The organism is Nonomuraea basaltis, from assembly GCF_005893125.1.
In the GTDB taxonomy this organism is placed as follows: domain Bacteria; phylum Actinomycetota; class Actinomycetes; order Streptosporangiales; family Streptosporangiaceae; genus Nonomuraea; species Nonomuraea basaltis.
The window spans coordinates 89,289-107,052 of record NZ_VCJS01000011.1 but is presented as its reverse complement, the minus strand read 5'-3'; the positions used below and the strand labels follow the sequence as shown (position 1 = coordinate 107,052).

The 17,764-nt window shown below is 70.1% G+C and carries 18 protein-coding genes and 1 tRNA gene; 10 read left to right on the top strand and 9 right to left on the bottom strand.

Features of this window, described 5'->3' with window-relative positions; all coding sequences use genetic code 11:
- Positions 1-80: 80 nt before the first annotated feature.
- Both EJK15_RS07805 and EJK15_RS07800 read right to left on the bottom strand, forming a co-directional pair.
- A complete protein-coding gene (locus tag EJK15_RS07805) occupies positions 81-1,403 on the bottom strand; it encodes a glycoside hydrolase family 6 protein (protein ID WP_138709695.1) in 1,323 nt (440 codons plus the stop codon).
- Positions 1,404-1,559: 156 nt separating this feature from the next.
- Complete coding sequence (locus EJK15_RS07800) at positions 1,560-2,123, bottom strand: TetR/AcrR family transcriptional regulator (RefSeq protein ID WP_138709694.1); 564 nt, start codon at positions 2,121-2,123, stop codon at positions 1,560-1,562.
- A gap of 97 nt (positions 2,124-2,220) precedes the next feature.
- Here EJK15_RS07800 and EJK15_RS07795 point away from each other — a divergent pair, with 97 nt between their 5' ends.
- The 5 genes from EJK15_RS07795 to EJK15_RS07775 all read left to right on the top strand — a co-directional run bounded on the left by EJK15_RS07795 (position 2,221) and on the right by EJK15_RS07775 (position 6,912).
- Complete coding sequence (locus tag EJK15_RS07795) at positions 2,221-4,026, top strand: MDR family MFS transporter (RefSeq protein ID WP_138709693.1); 1,806 nt, start codon at positions 2,221-2,223, stop codon at positions 4,024-4,026.
- Positions 4,023-4,433: a hypothetical protein gene (locus EJK15_RS07790; RefSeq protein ID WP_138709692.1), complete on the top strand. Its 411-nt coding sequence runs from the start codon at positions 4,023-4,025 to the stop codon at positions 4,431-4,433. The genes EJK15_RS07795 and EJK15_RS07790 overlap by 4 nt, the downstream gene beginning before the upstream one ends.
- A gap of 40 nt (positions 4,434-4,473) precedes the next feature.
- A complete protein-coding gene (locus tag EJK15_RS07785) occupies positions 4,474-5,196 on the top strand; it encodes a M15 family metallopeptidase (protein ID WP_171074165.1) in 723 nt (240 codons plus the stop codon).
- A gap of 177 nt (positions 5,197-5,373) precedes the next feature.
- A complete protein-coding gene (locus EJK15_RS07780; protein WP_138709691.1) occupies positions 5,374-5,796 on the top strand; it encodes a hypothetical protein in 423 nt (140 codons plus the stop codon).
- Positions 5,797-6,060: 264 nt separating this feature from the next.
- Positions 6,061-6,912, top strand: coding sequence for an NUDIX hydrolase (locus EJK15_RS07775; RefSeq protein WP_138709690.1), 852 nt, complete (start codon positions 6,061-6,063; stop codon positions 6,910-6,912).
- A 69-nt stretch (positions 6,913-6,981) separates the two neighbouring features.
- Here EJK15_RS07775 and EJK15_RS07770 read toward each other — a convergent pair whose 3' ends face one another.
- Complete coding sequence (locus tag EJK15_RS07770; protein WP_171074164.1) at positions 6,982-7,335, bottom strand: STAS domain-containing protein; 354 nt, start codon at positions 7,333-7,335, stop codon at positions 6,982-6,984.
- 24 nt (positions 7,336-7,359) lie between these two features.
- On the opposite strand from EJK15_RS07770, the gene EJK15_RS07765 reads away from it, so the two are divergent.
- A tRNA-Ser gene (locus EJK15_RS07765) sits at positions 7,360-7,446 on the top strand.
- Between the two features lies 1 nt (position 7,447).
- Here the strand turns inward: EJK15_RS07765 and EJK15_RS07760 are convergent.
- Positions 7,448-9,310, bottom strand: coding sequence for a MinD/ParA family ATP-binding protein (locus EJK15_RS07760; protein WP_138709688.1), 1,863 nt, complete (start codon positions 9,308-9,310; stop codon positions 7,448-7,450).
- Positions 9,311-9,424: 114 nt separating this feature from the next.
- Between EJK15_RS07760 and EJK15_RS07755 the strand changes: the two genes are divergently transcribed.
- Both EJK15_RS07755 and EJK15_RS07750 read left to right on the top strand, forming a co-directional pair.
- Positions 9,425-10,381, top strand: coding sequence for an NAD(P)H-quinone oxidoreductase (locus EJK15_RS07755; RefSeq protein ID WP_138709687.1), 957 nt, complete (start codon positions 9,425-9,427; stop codon positions 10,379-10,381).
- A 5-nt stretch (positions 10,382-10,386) separates the two neighbouring features.
- A complete protein-coding gene (locus tag EJK15_RS07750; protein ID WP_138709686.1) occupies positions 10,387-10,902 on the top strand; it encodes a bacterial proteasome activator family protein in 516 nt (171 codons plus the stop codon).
- Here the strand turns inward: EJK15_RS07750 and EJK15_RS07745 are convergent.
- Positions 10,899-11,669, bottom strand: a complete 771-nt coding sequence (locus EJK15_RS07745; RefSeq protein WP_338089851.1) for an HAD family hydrolase — start codon at positions 11,667-11,669, stop codon at positions 10,899-10,901. The two genes, EJK15_RS07750 and EJK15_RS07745, sit on opposite strands and share 4 nt — an antisense overlap.
- Before the next feature lie 251 nt (positions 11,670-11,920).
- On the opposite strand from EJK15_RS07745, the gene EJK15_RS07740 reads away from it, so the two are divergent.
- On the top strand, positions 11,921-12,124 hold the full coding sequence (locus EJK15_RS07740) for a cold-shock protein (RefSeq protein ID WP_043619750.1): 204 nt from the start codon (positions 11,921-11,923) through the stop codon (positions 12,122-12,124).
- Positions 12,125-12,289: 165 nt separating this feature from the next.
- A complete protein-coding gene (locus EJK15_RS72645; protein ID WP_206060704.1) occupies positions 12,290-13,702 on the top strand; it encodes a hypothetical protein in 1,413 nt (470 codons plus the stop codon).
- Here the strand turns inward: EJK15_RS72645 and serS are convergent.
- The 4 genes from serS to EJK15_RS07715 form a co-directional block, all read right to left on the bottom strand.
- Positions 13,686-14,948: a serine--tRNA ligase gene (serS, locus tag EJK15_RS07730; protein WP_138709684.1), complete on the bottom strand. Its 1,263-nt coding sequence runs from the start codon at positions 14,946-14,948 to the stop codon at positions 13,686-13,688. The genes EJK15_RS72645 and serS overlap by 17 nt on opposite strands.
- Before the next feature lie 142 nt (positions 14,949-15,090).
- Positions 15,091-16,011 (bottom strand): prephenate dehydratase, encoded by a 921-nt coding sequence (gene pheA, locus EJK15_RS07725; RefSeq protein WP_138709683.1) that lies wholly within the window; start codon positions 16,009-16,011, stop codon positions 15,091-15,093.
- A 74-nt stretch (positions 16,012-16,085) separates the two neighbouring features.
- Entirely contained in the window at positions 16,086-16,505 is a 420-nt protein-coding gene (locus EJK15_RS07720; RefSeq protein ID WP_240776820.1) for a DUF4446 family protein, read from the bottom strand.
- Between the two features lie 22 nt (positions 16,506-16,527).
- Entirely contained in the window at positions 16,528-17,718 is a 1,191-nt protein-coding gene (locus EJK15_RS07715) for a glycosyltransferase 87 family protein (protein ID WP_138709682.1), read from the bottom strand.
- Positions 17,719-17,764 lie beyond the last annotated feature (46 nt).

Here is a 17,764-nt window from a genome sequence, read left to right as displayed (position 1 = left end):
TTGGTGACCTGGCTCTTGGCAACAGCCGCGAAGGCGCGGTTATTTCGCCATCGGCCCCCGGCGGGGGCCGATGGCGACGGTCAGGAGGCGGTGCAGGTGACCGGGGACGGGGTGCCGTTCTGGCCGTTCGAGCTGCCGAGGAAGCCGAACGTGGTGGTGGCGCCGGGGGCCAGGGCGCCGTTCCAGTTCAGGTTGGTGACCGTGACGGTGCCGCTGCCGGCGAGGGTGCCGTTCCAGAGCTGGGAGATCGTCTGGCCGTTCGGGAACGTCCAGCCGACCTTCCAGCCGGCGATGGCGGCCGAGCCGGTGTTCTTCACGGTGACCTCACCCTGGAAGCCGTCCGACCACTGGCCGGTCACCTTGTAGGTCGCCGTGCAGCCTGCCGGGCCAGTGGTCGGCGTCACGGTCGGCGTCACGGTCGGCGTCACGGTGGGGGTGACCGTCGGGGTGACGGTGGGCGGCGGGGCGGCGATGGCCAGGTCGTACGCCCGCTGCGGCACGAACTGCCCGGCCCCCGCGATGCATCCGTCCGCCTCGCCCGGAAGCTTGACCCACAGGAAGGCGTCGATGGCCGGGTCGCCGGTGTTCGTGGTGCTCCAGGTGCCGGTCGCGCGGCCGGGCGGGTCGCACCACTCGCTGCCGGCCGGGCCGTTGCCGTTGCGGCTGGTGTCGATGACGGCCTTCAGCCCGGACGCGCCGGTCGCCGCGATCACGCTCTTCGCGTACGACACCAGCCCTGGCGTCGACCGGTAGTTGGAGGTGTTGACCGCGATGCCGTCGGCGCTGCTCGCCACCTCCGCGCCGGTCAGCCTGGAGGCGGCCTCCGAGGCGGACAGCCAGGCGTCGTGCCCGATGTCGAAGTACACCTTGACCTGCGACGACGTCGCCTTGAACCGCTTGCCCGCGTACGCCATGGAGGCCTTGACCTCGGCCTGCTCGGCGGAGTTCATGCAGTTGGACATGATCGCCAGGGCGTCGGGCTCCAGGATGATCGTCGCGGGACGGCCACCGAGCCCGGCCGCGATCTGGTCGATCCAGGCGCGGTAGGCCTGGTGGTCGGGCGCGCCGCCGGCGCTGGCGCCGCCGCAGTCGCGGTTCGGCATGGCGTACACGACCGTGATCGGGATCTTGCCGGCCGCGGCGGCGGCGCCGACGTACGCGTCGACCTGGCTCCGCACGGTCGAGGGGTTGTACGTCGCGAACCACCGGCCCTGCGGCACGGCGGCGATCCGGTCCCTGATCACGGAGGCACGGCTGTCGTTCGGATTCGCGGCCACCCACTTGGCGGCGTTGGTCTGGGGATCCACGTAGAAAGCGGAGTCGGCTGCCTGGGCGGTGGACGAGGAGAGGACGACCGCCCCTGCCGCGGCCATGGCGGCCGCCGTCAGGAGCACCGCCAACATGGGCCTTCTGCGAGACATGCAATCACTCCGTCGGTTCTGTGGGAGCGCTCCCACCGGCACACCGGATGCTAGGGAGCCGCTACCGCCTACTCCAAGACATCCGATCGCTGGCAGCCTCATTCCCCCAGGCCAGAGCGGTCCCGGCGGGTGAAAGTTTCACTCCGCCAGGCACGCCTCGAAGACCGCGGTCAGCCGGTCGACGTCGGCCGCGGTCGGCGTCTCGGGACCGACGCGGCGGCGCATGGCGCCGATGCCCAGGAAGACCGACGCGGCCATGCGGGCCCTGGCGCGCGCGTCCGGGCCGCCGCCGAGCTGGGCCTCCAGCGGCTGGAGCACGGCGGCGATCAGGCGCTCGCGGGCCACCTCCTGGACCTCGGGATGGCGGGCGGAGCGCTCGAGCGCGCGCAGGATCGGGGTCTCCGGCGGGTGCTGCATGCGCTCGGCGGCGTACTCCGCCAGCCGCCTCGGCAACCCCTCCCGGTCGCCTTCGAAGAGGGTGCTGATGGACGGCTCGCCCTCCAGCACCGCGCCGAACAGCCCGGCCTTGGAGCCGAAATAGCGGCCCACCAGCGCGATGTTGGCCTCCGCCGCAGCGGCGATCATACGGACGGTCACCTGCTCGTAGCCGTGCTCGCCGAACAGCGTGCGCGCCGCCTGCAAGATCCGCTCGCGCGTGGCCTCCCGGCCCCGCGGCCTGCCCTCGGTCACCTGGGCGTTCATGCCCCGAACTCTACTCAAGGCACCCCAGCTTGCCGAGCGGCAAGTAAACATGCGTATACTCAAGTCGGACAAAGCTATACGAAGGGGGTGTGGAGTCTTGGTAGCCCAGGCGCAGACCGCCTCCCCCGCGACGCGGAGCTACTCCCACCGCGAAATCCTCGAGGTCATGTCCGGGCTGATGCTCGCGATGCTCACGTCGATGATCTCGACCTCGGTGGTGGGCACGGCTCTGCCGACGATCGTGGGGGAGCTCGGCGGTCAGGACCAGTACTCATGGGTGGCGAGTGCCACCATGTTGACGATGACGGTGTCCACGCCGTTGTGGGGCAAGCTGTCCGACCTCTTCGGGCGCAAGCTGCTCTTCCAGACCGCCCTGGGGCTGTTCGTCGCGGCCTCGCTGGTGGCCGGACTGTCGCAGGACATGGGGCAGCTCATCGCGGCGCGGGCCGTACAGGGCCTGGGTGTGGGCGGATTGTCGGCGCTGGCGCAGGTGATCCTGGGGGACATCGTCTCGCCCCGCGAGCGCGGCCGGTACTCCGGCTACATGGGCGCCGTCTTCGGGATCTCCACGGTCGCGGGGCCGCTGCTCGGCGGGTTCATCGTGGACGCCGACTGGCTCGGGTGGCGCTGGTGCTTCTACGTCGTGGTGCCGTTCGCGCTGGTGGCGTCCATCGTGATCCAGAAGGTGCTGCGGCTGCCGAAGGTCAGGCGGAGCACCTCGATCGACATCTGGGGCGCGACGACGATCACGGCCAGCGCGAGCGCGCTCATGCTGCTGCTGACGCTCGGCGGCAACCAGTTCGCGTGGAGCTCGGTGTGGACCTACTTCCTGGCCGCGACCAGCCTGCTCATGCTGGCCCTCTCGGTGCTGGCGGAGCGGACCGCGCGCAACCCGATCCTGCCGCCGCGGCTGTTCCGCAACCGCACGTTCGTGCTGACCAGCCTGGCCTCGTTGTTCGTCGGCATGGCGATGTTCGGCGCGATGATCTACCTGCCGCAGTACCTGCAGATCGTCAAGGGGCTCAGCCCCACCAAGTCGGGCCTGATGACGCTGCCCATGGTGGTGGCGCTGTTCCTGGCCGGCGTGGTCTCGGGCCGGATCGTCACCAAGACCGGCAAGTGGAAGATCTTCCCGGTCGCGGGGCTGCTGATCGTGGCCGTCGGGCTGTTCCTGCTGTCGCGGCTGCACGTGGACTCCAGCGAGTGGCTGATCGGCTTCGACGTGGCCGTGCTCGGCATCGGCCTCGGCCTGTCCATGCAGATGCTGATCCTGGCCGCCCAGAACGGCTCCGAGCCACGCGACATGGCCTCCACCACGGCGGGGGTCTCCTTCTTCCGCTCGCTGGGCGGCGCCGTCGGCGTGGCCGCATTCGGCGCGATCCTGACGAACCGGCTCAAGGACGAGATGGCCGGGATGCTCAGGGCCGCGAACATCACGCTGCCCGGCGGTTCGGAGGTCAAGCTCGGCAGCCCCGCCGCGATCCAGCAGCTTCCCGAGCCGATCAAGCACATCGTGCTGGAGTCGTTCACGCGGGGGCTGGAGACCGTGTTCATGGTGGGCGTGCCCATCGCGCTGATCGGGTTCGTGGCCACGATCTTCCTCAGGGAGCTGCCGCTGCGCGGCGCCACGGCGGCTGCGCCCGTGCCCAAGCCGCTCGGCAAGGACGACCTGGTGCTGGCCGGACTGCTGCTGGAGCTTGTGGCGCAGCGCATCGAGCGGTCCAACGGCGAGCGGTCCGCGCTGCTCACTGCGGTCGCCAGAATGGCGCCGCCGGATGACCGCTCCGAGCGCGAGCGCGCCAGGTCGGTCGCGCAGACGGTGCTGCGGCCCGCCTCGCGCGCCCTGATCGCGCAGGCCGCACCACCACGGAAAGACCTCGTAACCGGAGGAGTCTCGCAATGATTCGCAAGTTCGCAGGCGCCGTCGCGGCGGCCCTGGCCGCGCTGGCCGGGCTGTGGCTGATGATCGCCCCCTTCGCTCTCGGCACCCAGCCCGAGAACGCCGACTGGACGAACCCCACCATGACCGAGTTCTTCACCGGCCTCGGCGTGGCCGTCGTGGGGCTCGCCGGCATGGTGTGCTTCGCCCTGGCCATCCGTGAGGAGCTGGTGGCTCGGGGCCTGGTGGCCGTCCGGCCGCACAAGGTCGAGCCGGAGCCCGAGCCCGTGCCGGCCGCGCCCCAGACGACGTCCGCGGAGCTGGCGACCCTGCTCGCCCCGCTCGTCGAGGCGCTGCGCGAGGACCTGAACACTCCTGGTGCGGCTCGGTGGCGGCCACCCTGGCGAAACGGGCTCGGCGCACGGTGCTGATAGTCCCCTGAGCTGGCGAGACGTCGCATATGGTGGCTAGATGAAACGTGCTGCCGCCATAACATTCGTGGTGCTCGCGTCCGTTTCGTGCGGCGCGGCGGAGCAGGTCGCGGCGCCCGCTCCTGAGCCCACGACATCCGCTCCTGTCTACAACAAGCCCGGCTCGCCGACCGCCGCGCCGAGCCCGACGGCCCCGCCCGCGTTCAGCGCCAAGGTCTCGAAGGTCGCCCGCGACCGCCTGCCGTACTCGTGGCGGCCGGGCTGCCCGGTCCACTACCAGGACCTGCGGCTGATCACGCTGTCGTACTGGGGGTTCGACGGCAAGCCGCACACCGGCGAGCTGGTCGTGCGCAAGACGGTCACCGACGACATGGTGACGGTCTTCAAGAAGCTGTACGCGTGGCGCTGGCCGGTCAAGCAGATGAAGCTGGTGGACGCGTACAAGGCGGACGACTTCGACTCGATCGAGGCCAACAACACCTCTGCCTTCAACTGCCGGCGGGCGACGGGATCCAGCAGTTGGTCCAACCACGCGTACGGGGAGGCGATAGACATCAATCCCCGTGAGAACCCGTATGTCACCGCAAGTGGCAGCACGGCACACGAAAACGCCAAAAAGTTCACCAAGCGCCCCATGAAGGGTAAGGGTGTGATCAATCCTGGCGACAAGGTGGTGAAGGCCTTCTCGCAGGTCGGCTGGGAGTGGGGCGGCTACTGGTCCGGAGCGAAGGACTACCAGCATTTCTCCAAGGGTGGCGGGTAGGACCTGCGCAAACGGTCACGCCCCCATCCTTGTCCCCGCATGACTCCTCAGGAGACCGGCATCGTTCCTAGGACGAGAGCCTTGCTCTAGTACGTGCGAGCGCATCCGTCCGGTTCATACCTATACCTTGGCGGGCTATTCGGGGCAGACAGCGATGGGCCACCACACACTGGGGCCATGGGATACCCTCCACAGCCTCACCCGCAAGAACCGTGGGGCCCGCAGGCACAGGAACACGGCCAGCCGGGGTACGGCCAGCCAGCCGGTCAGGCGACTCCGCCGCCAGGGTACGGACCGCAGGGCCCCCGCCATGGGCAGGGCCAGGGACCCGGCCGGCCGAGACACGGCCTCCAGAATCCGCACGACCGGCAGCCCCAGTACGACCGGCAGCCCCAGTACAACCCGCATACCCAGTACGACCCGCAGAGCCACTACGACGCGCAGACCCAGTACGGCCAGGGCGATCCGTACGGCATGCCCTCGCCCGGGAGCAGGGGGGTCATCGCCGACAGGAGCTCGCTGGCGACTTCACGTACTTCGGCCATCGCCGAGCCCCCGTGGCCGCGCGACACCTATGGCAATCGGACGACGGGTTGCTAAGTGGCACCCACGGCATAATGAGCGCCATTTCCCCCGGGTATGACACCAGCGAGAACGCGTTCCCATCGGAGCGGCCCGCCCAAATGACAGCAAGGCTTCGGGCCGTCTCTGGGCCGTCAGACGACCCAATCGCCCCACCACGATCAACATCGACCAACGCATTTACGCAGGTTGACGCGGAAACCCTCTACATTGGGCAGATGAGATCGCCCCAGGAGGAACTACCAGCATTTCGCCAAGGGCGAAGGCTGAGAGAATCGGCCCATGGCGGCTAAGGACGGCGACGGGTGGGCTGAGTGCTCCCTGGGCCACAGGCATTGGGGACTGCACGGGGCTTCGGGGCTGCTCCTCGTACACCACGACGAGCTCGGCGTGCCGCACGTTCTCATGCAGAAGCGCGTCTGGTGGAGCCACCATGGCGGCACGTGGGGGCTGCCGGGCGGAGCGCGTGACAGCCATGAGGACGCCGTCACCAGCGCGTTGCGCGAGGCCCGCGAGGAGGCGGCGCTCGGTGCCGATGGGCTGCGCGTGCAGGGCGTCTACCTCGACGACCACGGCGGGTGGGCGTTCGAGACGGTGATCGCCGAGTCCGCCGAGCGGCTGGCCGCGGCGCCCGCCAACCGCGAGAGCACAGAGCTGCGCTGGCTGGCCCTGCCCGAGATCGCCGATCGGAGGTTGCATCCCGGCTTCGCGGCGACGTGGGGCGAGGTCCAGGGCATGCTCAGGCCGGAGACCATCGTGCTCGACGTGGCCAACATCGTCGGCGCGCGGGCGGAGCACGGCTGGTGGCACGACCGGGCGGGGGCGGCGACCCGGCTGCTGGAGGACGTGGCGGTGCTCAGGCTGGAGCATCCGGTGCTGGCGCAGTGGTACCCGAAGGTGGTGGCGGTCGTGGAGGGCGCGGCCAGAGGCGTGTCCGAGGTGCCGGGGATCCAGGTGGTCGCGGCCACCGGCAGCGGGGACGACGCGATCGTCGAGGTGGTGCGCGCGGCCAGGCCTTGGGAGCGGGTGGTCGTCGTCACCGCCGACCGGGCGCTGCGGGAGCGGGTCGGCGAGCTGGGCGCGGAGACCGCAGGCCCGAAGTGGCTGCTGTCCCGGCTCAGCGATCGGCGATAGCGCGCCGTCTCAGCTTGGTGATCGGCCATGGCGCGCTGTCCCAGCTCGGCGGGCGGGGGTTGCGCCCACTCACAGCTCCGCGACGGCCACGCTGTCGAAGGCGGCCTTGAGAGCCGTCACCTCGAGCACGCGCTGCAGCACGCCGTGCACTCCGACCAGGCGTAACGAGCCGGCCTGCGCGGCCACCCGGCGCTGGTGCTCCACCAGAACCCACAGGCCGCTCGAGTCGCAGAAGTCGAGCGGCGACGCGTCCACGACGATCTCCACGCGGCCCTCGGCGAGCAGCTTCACCAGGACGTCCCTGAGCAGCGGCGCGGTCAGCTTGTCGAGATCGCCGTCGACGCGCACGAGCGTGGCCGAGTGACCGCGCTCCACCTCGACGTTGAGATCCGCCACCTCCTGAACGTACACCCCTGTCACCACAGCCGCTATCGTGGTTTGCGCACAGGAGGGTTCGCATAGTGGACGAGTGCAGCCGCCTTGAAAGCGGCCAGGTCAGCGATGGCCTCGTGGGTTCGAATCCCACACCCTCCGCTCACTCGCGGACTCCCGCGAACCCGTCGCCCACGCAGGCGGCGAGCTGGAGGTAGGCGTCCCTGGTGACCTCCTGCAGCCGGTCCAGGTCGATCTCCGCGCCCTCCTCCAGATGCGGGTCGTACGGCACCCGGATCACGGCGCGGCACCTGGCGGCGAAGTGGGCCTCCAGCTTCTTGATGTCGACCGCCGACTTCGACCGCGGCCGGACGCTGCACAACACCACGGTCGCGTTCTTCACCAGGTCGCCGTAGTGGTGCGCCTCCAGCCAGTCGAGCGTGGCGGAGGCCGCCCGGGCGCCGTCCACCGACGCGGAGCTGACCAGGACGATCTGGTCGGCGAGCCCGAGCACGCCGCCCATGGCGGAGTGGAGCAGCCCGGTGCCGCAGTCGGTGATGCAGATGGAGTAGAAGTTCTCCAGCACCTGGGAGACGTCCTGATAGTCGGCGCCGCTGAACGCCTCCGACACCGACGGGTCGCGGTCGGAGGCGAGCACCTCAAGCCGCGAGGGCGCCTGCGAGGTGAACGCCCTGATGTCGACGTAGCGCTTGACCTGGTCGCGCTCGTTGAGCAGGTCGCGCACGGTGGCGGAGGTCTCCAGGACCAGCTTGTCGGAGAGCGTGCCCCGGTCGGGGTTGGCGTCCACGGCGATGACGCGGTCGCCGCGCATCTGGGCCAGGGTGGCGCCGAGGCCGACCGTGGTCGTGGTCTTGCCCACGCCGCCCTTCAGGCTCAGCACGGCCACCCGGTGATGTCCGGTGGTCACCGGGGTGCGAGCCCTGGCCACGAGCTCGCGGCGGCGGCGTACCTCCGGCGGCTCGCCGGGCTTGATCCAACCGCCCGACGCCTTGTAGATCAGGCGGCGCCAGCCCTTGGAGGGGGCGTTACGCCTTCCGCGTAGCAGGGACTCCGGGTCAAGGCTGTCGGCGGTCGGCCGGCCGGTGGCCGGCGGCCTGGGTGGGGCGGTGAACACCGGAATGGGGGCCGGACGGCGGCGCGGCTGGGGAGGCGGCGCCGGGATCTCGCGCTCCGCGGGCCGCCATTCCTGCTGCTCCGTCCACTGGGGACGCTCCTGCTGCTGCGGCGGCTCCGGCCGCCGCTCGACCGGCTCGGGCCGCCGCTCGACCGGCTCGGGCCGCTGCTGGACCGGCTCGGGCCGCTGGGGAGGCTCGTCCTTGGGAAGTGGCTCCGGCTCGCTCCGCTGAGGGCGCTCGGCGGACTCCGCCCACTTCAGCGGCTCGTTCCTGGGGAGGGTGTCCTCCCATGCCTCGTGGGCGTCCTTATCCGGGGCGCGCTCCTCGGCGGGGGCGTGCTCCTCGAAGGGCTTGCGCACCTGTACGGTCTGCGGCTCCTCTACGGGCGGCTCGGCCGGCCGCGACCAGTCGGGCGGCGGCGGCCACGGGGCGTCCTGGGGCTCGTCCGCGGTCTGCTCCGGCTTGCCGGCCTCGACCGGCGGCGGCGTGAACGACAGCGCGTAGGTATCGGTGTCGTCCGGGCGCGGCAGCGGCTTGAGCGGGGCGTGGAACGGGTCGTCCGCGCTCGGGCTCGGCGGCGGGCTCTTGGGCTCCTCCTTGGCGCCTGCCTTGCCGAGCCACTCCCCGGCCTCGCTCTCCTCCTCGGGGAGGTCCTCGGCCGCCTCGGCGCCGTACACGGAGTCGACGGCCGCCCGGAACAGCGGCGGCGTCGGCGTGTCATGCTGCGTCGGGACGAGCAGCCACGGGTCCTTGGGGTACGGCGAGGAGACGGGCTCGTCGGCAGAAGCAGTCGAGGCGCTGACGGAGACGGGAGCCTCGTCCGTCTCCTTGATCGCATCCAGCCAGGCCAGCTGTTCCTCGAGAGATTCTTCTCGATCGTGTCTTGCCACCGTGTTCCCCCTCGGGTGGGTCTAAAGGGGCAGCAAATACCTTGCAGGTTAACGCCACAGACTCCCGTGCAGCCCGGCAACCCACAACTTCTTTGCCCGGCTACCGTGGTTCGCATGCGAGCCATTGAGATTGCCGAGCCGGGCGGACCAGAGGTGCTGGAGTGGCGGGAGGTGCCGGAGCCGCGTGTCGAGCGCGGTGACGTGCTCATCGACGTGGCAGCCTCGGCGGTGAATCGTGCCGATGTTCTGCAACGTAACGGATTCTACGATCCTCCCCCGGGCACGCCGCCGTACCCGGGGCTGGAGGTCTCCGGCGTGGTGGCCGCGGTCGGCGCGGACGTCGAGCAGTTCCAGGTGGGGGACGAGGTGTGCGCGCTGCTCGCCGGCGGCGGTTACGCCGAGCGCGTAGCCGTGCCCTGGCAGCAGGTGATGCCGGTGCCGGACGGCGTGCCGCTGGCGGTCGCCGCCGGGCTGCCCGAGGCGGCGTGCACGGTGTGGTCCAACGTGTTCATGGTCGGCCGGCTTCGCCGAGGCGAGACGCTGCTGGTGCACGGCGGGGCGAGCGGGGTGGGAACGTTCGCCGTCCAGCTCGCCAAGGCGCTCGGCTCGTACGTCGTCGCGACCGTCGGCACGGCGGAGAAGGGCGAGCGCGTCCGGGAGCTCGGCGCCGACGAGGTCGTCAACTACCGCGAGGAGGACTTCGCCGAGAAGGTGAAGGCCGACGTCATCCTCGACATCATGGGCGCAAAGTATCTCGCGGGGAACGTCCGGGCGCTCCGCACCGGCGGCCGGCTGGTGGTCATCGGGCTGCAGGGCGGCCGCAAGGCCGAGATCGACCTCGGCGCCCTGCTCGCCAAGCGCGCCTCCGTCCACGGCACCACGCTGCGGGCACGGCCGGTGGAGGAGAAGGGCGCCATCGTCCGGAGCGTCGTGGACAACGTCTGGCCCCTGGTCGGGGCCGGTGCCGTACGTCCCGTAGTGTACGCGGAGGTCCCCATCTCGGAGGCGGCCGAAGCTCACCGAATGTTGGATTCGGGGGAGCACGTCGGCAAGATCCTGCTAGTACGGTGAGTGTTATGAATGCTGAGGAGAACAACACCCCCCACATCGTGGTGGTGGGCCCCGACTTCCAAGGTCAGGGCGATAGCGGCGAAGAGGATCGCTCGGTCACCAACCTGGTCGAGCAGCCCGCCAAGGTGATGCGCATCGGCAGCATGATCAGGCAGCTTCTCGAGGAGGTCCGCGCGGCGCCCCTCGACGAGGCCAGCCGCAAGCGGTTGAAGGAGATCCACGAGTCCTCCATCAAGGAGCTCGAGGACGGCCTGGCGCCGGAGTTGGTCGACGAGCTGGAGCGCTTGTCTCTCCCGTTCACCGACGAGAACGGCACGCCGCCGAGCGAGGCGGAGCTGCGCATCGCGCACGCCCAGCTCGTCGGCTGGCTCGAGGGGTTGTTCCACGGCATCCAGACCACGCTGTTCGCGCAGCAGATGGCCGCCCGCGCCCAGCTGGAGCAGATGCGCAGGGCGCTGCCCGGCGTGCCGGGCGATGAAGGACCGCAGCGGCCGCACGGCGGCTCGGGGCCCTACCTCTAGAACAGCTTCTCCAGCACCCGCGCGACGCCGTCGTCGTCGTTGGCCGCGGTCACGTGGTCGACCGCGGCCAGCACGTCGGGGTGCGCGTTCGCGACGGCGTACGACGTGCCTGCCCAGCTCAGCATGGGCAGGTCGTTCGGCATGTCACCGAACGCGACGGCCTGCGACGGCTTGATCTCGAGTTGCCCGGCGAACGCCGCCAGGGCGGTCGCCTTCGTCACGCCCTGGGCGCTCATCTCGATCAGGCCCCTGCCGCTGGAGTGCGTGGCGGTCACCAGGTGCCCGACCAACTCGTGCACGACGGACTGCAATTCATCCGCGCCCATGCGCGGGTGCAGCGCCAGCAGCTTCGCGCATGGACGAGAGGTCACCGAATCGACACACACCGCTGCGGCGCTCTTGCGGTCCAGGCCGCCGAGCAGGAAATCGGACTCATGCGCAAAACCGGCTTCGTACTCGACCGAAAATACGAGTCCGGACACGTTCGCTCGTAGCTGAGCGACGACTTCCCCGAGGACCTCGACGGCGATCAGGTGAGATTCCACTATCTGTTCGGTATGCAGATCGTAGATCAGCGCTCCGTTCGCACAGATGGCGATCCCGTGGTGACGTACCGCACTCGCGACCCCGCCCATCCACCGGGGCGGCCGCCCGGTCACGAACACCAGCACGGAGCCCGATTCCTCGACCCTGCCGAAGGCCACGACCGTGCGGGGAGACACGGTTCCGTCGGTTCGCAACGCGGTTCCGTCGAGGTCGGTGGCCACTAGGCGTGGTGCGGGAAGGCTCTGCATAACAGGTTCCAGTTTGCCGGGTGATGCCACCTGACAGAAATCTTCCTAGGGAGAGGAACACCAACGCTCCAGAATGGTGTTAGATGTGGAGGCGTTGTATTAGCTGATCCCGTAGTGAAAACCAGCATGACTTTGTCTGAGCCACCCCGGGGTGCTTGCTGTACGACACACCGGGACCCACGAGGTGTGGGTCCCATAGATTCACATCCTGAGGGAGAGCTTTTATGGCTCAGGGAACCGTCAAGTGGTTCAACGCCGAGAAGGGCTTCGGCTTCATCGCCCCGGACGGCGGTGCGCCGGACGTGTTCGTGCACTTCTCCGAGATCGTCGGCAACGGCTACCGCAGCCTTGAAGACGGCCAGCGGGTCGAGTTCGAGATCACGCAGGGCCAGAAGGGGCCGCAGGCCTCTCAGGTCCGAGCCATCTGACCTGTAGCAGCGAGACAGACCGGGGTTCGCTTCCAGCGGGCCTCGGTCTTTTGCTTGTGTCGGGTTGGTCACGGGTGGGCCAACACCCCGAACCTCCAGCCCTTCCCCACCGTCGACCTCTATATGAAGTACGCGTGGTTATGTCATCCCGTGACCGTTACCGGGGTGATCGTGCTCTTGGTCAACGACCACCTGCTCAAGCAGGCCTGGCCCGGGTTCGCCACGGGCAAGCTCAGCGACGTGGCCGGACTCGTCGCGGCGCCCGCGCTGCTGGCCCTGCTCTTCCGGCGGCGGGCCGACCTGGCCGCCACGGTGCTCACGGGAGTGCTGTTCGCGCTCGTGAAGACGACGGAGACGGGCGCTGAGGCCGCCTCCCAGGCCTGGACCCTCGTCGCGGGCCCGTCGCGCGTCCTGGCCGATCCTACGGACCTCCTGGCGCTGCCCGCGCTCGCCCTGGCCTGGTGGGTACGCCGGCGCAGCCGCACGACGGCCCCCTCCGCGCGATGGCGGATCATCGTGACGATCCCGCTGGCCGTGCTGGCGGTGACCGCCACCGCCGCGGCACCTCCGCCACCCGCGGCCGACTCCGTCGAAGTGGACAGGGGAGGGCGGATCACCGTCCGCGCCGAGTACGGGACCACATGGTTCTCCGAAGACGGCGGCACCACCTGGTCGGAGGAGAGCACCGTCTCCTGGCCGGAGGAAGGCGACGCCACCTCGTCAGCGGGGAGCGACGTCTTCCCGTCGGAGGGCAGCGGGGAGCCGGTCAAGGTGCGGCAGAGCGCCGCGTGCGTGCCCTACCAGGCGATGCGCTGCTACCGGGTGGTCCCCGGCCAGATGGCCGTGGAGCAGTCCGACGACGGCAGCAAGACCTGGGCCCTGTCGTGGTCGCTGTCCGGGGACGACCGCGAGCGCCTCCTCAGGCGGTACGACGAGTCTTCCGGGCTGAGCGCGAAGGGCCTTGCCGTACAGGGCTGGCCTGGCGGGCACGTCGTGGTCGTCGCGAACGGCGTGGACGGCATCATGGTCCGCGACGTCTCGGGCACGTGGCGACGCGTGGGCTGGCCCGGCGAGACCGAGGCCGCGCAGGTGGACCTCGATCCCGAGTTCGATGTGGCACTCTTCCTGGCCGCGTGCATGCTGTTCGGCGGCGCCGGGGCCGGGCTGCGCCGGCACCACCGCTCCTACCCGGTCTTCGCGGTGGTGACCTGCCTGGGCTTCTATCTCGCCCTGCTCGGCTGGGGCCCGGAGCTGCCCTTCTCGAGCTCCGGGCCGATGCTGCTCGCCGGCTCGCTGATGACCATGACGGGCGCTCTGGTGTGCTTTGTCCTCCTGTGCACCGGGCACGCGCGGCCCCTGCCGGTGGCCGTCGGGGTGCTGGCCGCGCCGCTGGTCTACGCGAGCGCCTACCTGCCCTTCCACGGCTGGGCGGCCGGCGTGCCCGGCTCTCACTGGGTCGCCGTCGTGCTGGCCGTGCTGCTGACCGCCGCGGTGCTGCTCGGGAGCGTCGCCATCATCAGGCGCGACGCCCGGCGAACGGACGCCGGGCGCACGAAAGCGGCTACTTGGCAGGCGTGAGCACGTCGAGGCCCACGAAGGGGCGCAGCGCCTTGGGGACCACCACGGAGCCGTCGGCCTGCTGGTGGTTCTCCAGGATGGCCACGATCCAGCGGGTCGTGGCCAGCGTGCCGTTGAGCGTGGCCAGGTGGCGAGGCTTGCCGTCCTTGCCGCGGTAGCGGACGGCGAGCCTGCGGGCCTGGAACTCGGTGCAGTTGGAGGTCGAGGTCAGCTCCCGGTAGCGGCCCTGGGTGGGGATCCACGCCTCGCAGTCGAACTTGCGGGCGGCCGACATGCCCAGGTCGCCCGCCGCCGTGTCGATGATCCGGTAGGGAACCTCGATCTTGGCGAGCATGTCCTTCTCCCAGGCGAGCAAGCGCTGGTGCTCCTCATGGGCGTCCTCAGGGCGCACGTAGGAGAACATCTCGACCTTGTCGAACTGGTGCACCCGGATGATGCCCCGGGTGTCCTTTCCGTACGAGCCGGCCTCGCGGCGGAAGCACGACGACCAGCCCGCGTAGCGCAGCGGCAGCTCGCCGGCGTCGACGATCTCTTGGGCGTGGTAGCCGGCCAGCGCCACCTCCGAGGTGCCGACCAGGTAGAGGTCGTCGTCGGGGAGGCGGTAGATCTCCTTGTCGTGGGCCACGTGGAAGCCGGTGCCCTGCATGGTCTCCGGCTTCACGAGCACCGGCGTGATCATCGGGGTGAACCCGGCCTCGATCGCCTGCTGCATGGCCATGTTGAGCAGGCCTAGCTGCAGGCGCGCGCCGACGCCCTTGAGGAAGAAGAACCGCGAGCCGGACACCTTGGCGCCCCGCTCCATGTCGATGGCGCCGAGCGCCTCGCCCAGCTCCAGATGGTCCTTGGGCTCGAAGTCGAACTCCCGCGGCTCGCCGACGGTCTCCAGCACCACGTAGTCGTCCTCGCCGCCGGCCGGCGCACCCTCTTCGACGATGTTGGGCACCGTCTGGACGAGCTCGTCGAGCTCGGCCCCGAGCTTCTCCGCCTCCGCCTCCAAGGCCTTGACCTGGCTCGCGAGATCCTTGGCCCGCCGGAGCAACGCGGCCTTCTCCTCGCCCTGCGCCTTGGAGACCGACTTGCCCATGCTCTTCTGCTCGGCGCGCAGAGACTCGAACGAGGTCAGCGCGGATCGGCGGCGCCCGTCGAGGTCGAGCAGCGTGTCGACGACGGAGTCGTCCTCACCGCGGGCACGCTGCGACGCCCGTAGCCGGTCGGGATCCTCACGAAGGGTACGCAGGTCAATCACAAGGAAAGGCTACCGGCGCCTGGCAACGCCTCGCCCCTGGATTACCGCGGCCCGCCCTCCCCGGATCGCCACGCTGAGCCCGTATAGAGGCCGGACCTGGGCCAGGCGTCGATTCGGGCGAGGCGTCAGGGGGCGCCGAGGCTCACACCTGGCCGGCGCGGACGCGGGCCAGCCATTCCCCTGCCTCGGCGAACTCCGCGTCGCCCGTGCCCCGCTTGATCTGCGGCGCGATGCCGTCGGCTCGCGGGTAGCTGCCGAGGAAGCGCACCTCGCCGCAGATGCGGTGCAGCCCGGCGATCGCCTCGCCGACCCGGGCGTCGGCGACGTGCCCCTCGAAGTCGAAGTGGAAGAAGTAGCGCCCGATGCCGTCGCCGGTCGGCCGCGACTCGATGCGGGTCAGGTTGACCCCGCGCACGGAGAACTCCGTCAGCATCTCCAGCAGGGCGCCCGGGTGGTCGTCGGCCAGGAAGACGACCAGCGTGGTGCGGTCGGAGCCGGTCGGCTCGGGCAGCGACCCCGGCCGGCTCACCCTGACGAACCTGGTCACGGTGTCCGACCTGTCGCCGATGCCGGTGGCCAGCTCCACCAAGCCATAGTGCTCGCCGGCGATGCGGGCGGCGATGGCGGCGTCGTAAGGGGAGCCCGGCAGCGACACCTCCTGGGCCGCGGCCGCCGTCGAGGGCGCGGCCACCACGACCGCGTCGGGCAGCTCGCGGGAGGTGAAGGCGCGGCACTGGGTGATGGCCGCCGGATGCGAGTAGACCCGCTTGATGTGCGGGATCTCGGTGTCCGGCCTGGCCAGCAGCGAGAACTGCACGGGCAGCAGCAGCTCGGCCGTGATCAGCAACGGCTCGCCCCAGGCGAACTCGTCGAGCGTCGTGGTGATCGCGCCCTCGACGGAGTTTTCCAGCGGGACCACGGCGCCGTCGGCGTCCCCCGCCCGGACGGCGTTGAGCGCGGCGCTGACCGTGGCGCACGGCAGCCGCTCAGCGGTGGGGTCCAGGAGCCGAAGGGCCTCTTCGGTGAAGGTCCCCTCCGGTCCGAGATAGGCGAGTCCGGGCATGCATCCAGAGTAACCGCAGGTTGACACGCCGCGTGCGTCTCTTTACGCGTTCGAGCACGGCGGGCCGGCCGCTCTCAGAGCGGCCCTGACGCCCGGCACGGGACCAACGGCCCGAGCCCGAGCCTGGCCGCGCGCACCGCCTCTTCCTCCTCCGGCGACAGCGGCTGCTGCCCCTTCCCGCCCACCACGGGCCGTACGTAGGTCCGCGTCTCGCTCCGGCCGTTGATCGAGGTCAGGACGATGCCGTCACCCAGCCCGTTGATCATCGCGATCGAGAACGACAGCCGCCCGGACATCTCGGAGAGGGCGTCGTACCGGCAGACGGCCACGTCCCTGATGGCCTTGAGATCGCCCCTGCCCTCGCTGATCTGCCTGGCCAGCATCCGCCGGCAGTCCTCCATCGTGGCCCTGGCCTGCCGGAGCGCCAGATAACCGATCACGACACCGCTGACCCCGGCGACGACGCCCACGATGACCCATGTGGTAACGAGCACGGCACAGAGGGTAACGGCTACGTCAAGCGATCTCCCGCCGTTTCGGCAACCAGGACACCAACAACCACACCAGAGCCAAGGCGCCCAGCCCGAACCCGTTCTGGACGATCTTCCCCAGCACCAGGCTGACCCCGGGTATGTCCGCGGCCTTCAGCGAGACCCCCCACCACGGGATCGGCACCACGTAGTACAGCCACACCCCCGCCGCCACCCGCAGCCTGACCGGATCCCGCCCGTCGCCCACGATCGCGCCGAGCACCACGACCACCCAGGCCAGGTGGTGGATCCAGGCGACGGGCGAGAGCAGCACGGCCAGCAGGCCGACGAGCGCGACGGCGGTGACCGGGTCGTCCGCCTTGTACGCGTCGCGGGCGCCACGGAAGCCGTACCAGCCGACCGCCGCCACGATCGCGAGCCAGATCACGGACGTCAGCGCGTCGGGCAGGTAGAGGCGGAGCAGCATGCCGCGGATCGACTGGTTGGTGGTGGCCTCGTTCGCGCCGAGCCGCGTGGGATCGAGCAGCGCCGAGAACCAGAAGTCGGCCGCGTCCTGCGGGATCACCGCGAACGGCAGCAACGTGAGCACCGCTGCCGCGAACGCCGCCATGAAGAACGTCCGCCACTGCCGGGTGACCAGCAGATAGATCAGGAAGACGCCGGGCGTCAGCTTCACAGCCGTGGCCAGCCCGATCAGGAAACCCCGAGGCCACCACGGCCGCCTGGCCGCGCAGTCGGCCAGGCACAGCGCCACGAGCATGATGTCCACCTGCCCGAACCGCACCTGGTCCCTGATCGGCATCAGGTACGCGCAGGCCACCATGACCAGCCCGAACACCCAGGGCACGTGCTTCCGCAACGCCGGTCTGAACGAGAACGCGACGGTCACGGCCAGCGCCACGAAGATCCCGGCTGTCCACAGCCACTGGGCCGTGCCCCACGACATCTTGGCCAGCACCACGGCCAGCATCGCCGCGACGGGCGGGTACGTGAACGGCAGCAACTGCGGCGCGGGCGTGTAGTAGTCGTACACCGGCCGGCCCTCGAGGAGCATCTGCCCGCCGGTACGGTAAACGTCCAGGTCGACCAGCCGTTGATCGTCCGGGTTCGTGAGCCACATGTGCACCAGCGGGGCCACGGCCGCCGCGACGACGAGCGCCACGACGGCCCACGCCCACCACTGCCGCCGGATCACCCGCACCTCGCCACTTGTCATGAGGCGGCACGTTACCGTGGCTGTTGTCGATCGAGGGCAGACGCTG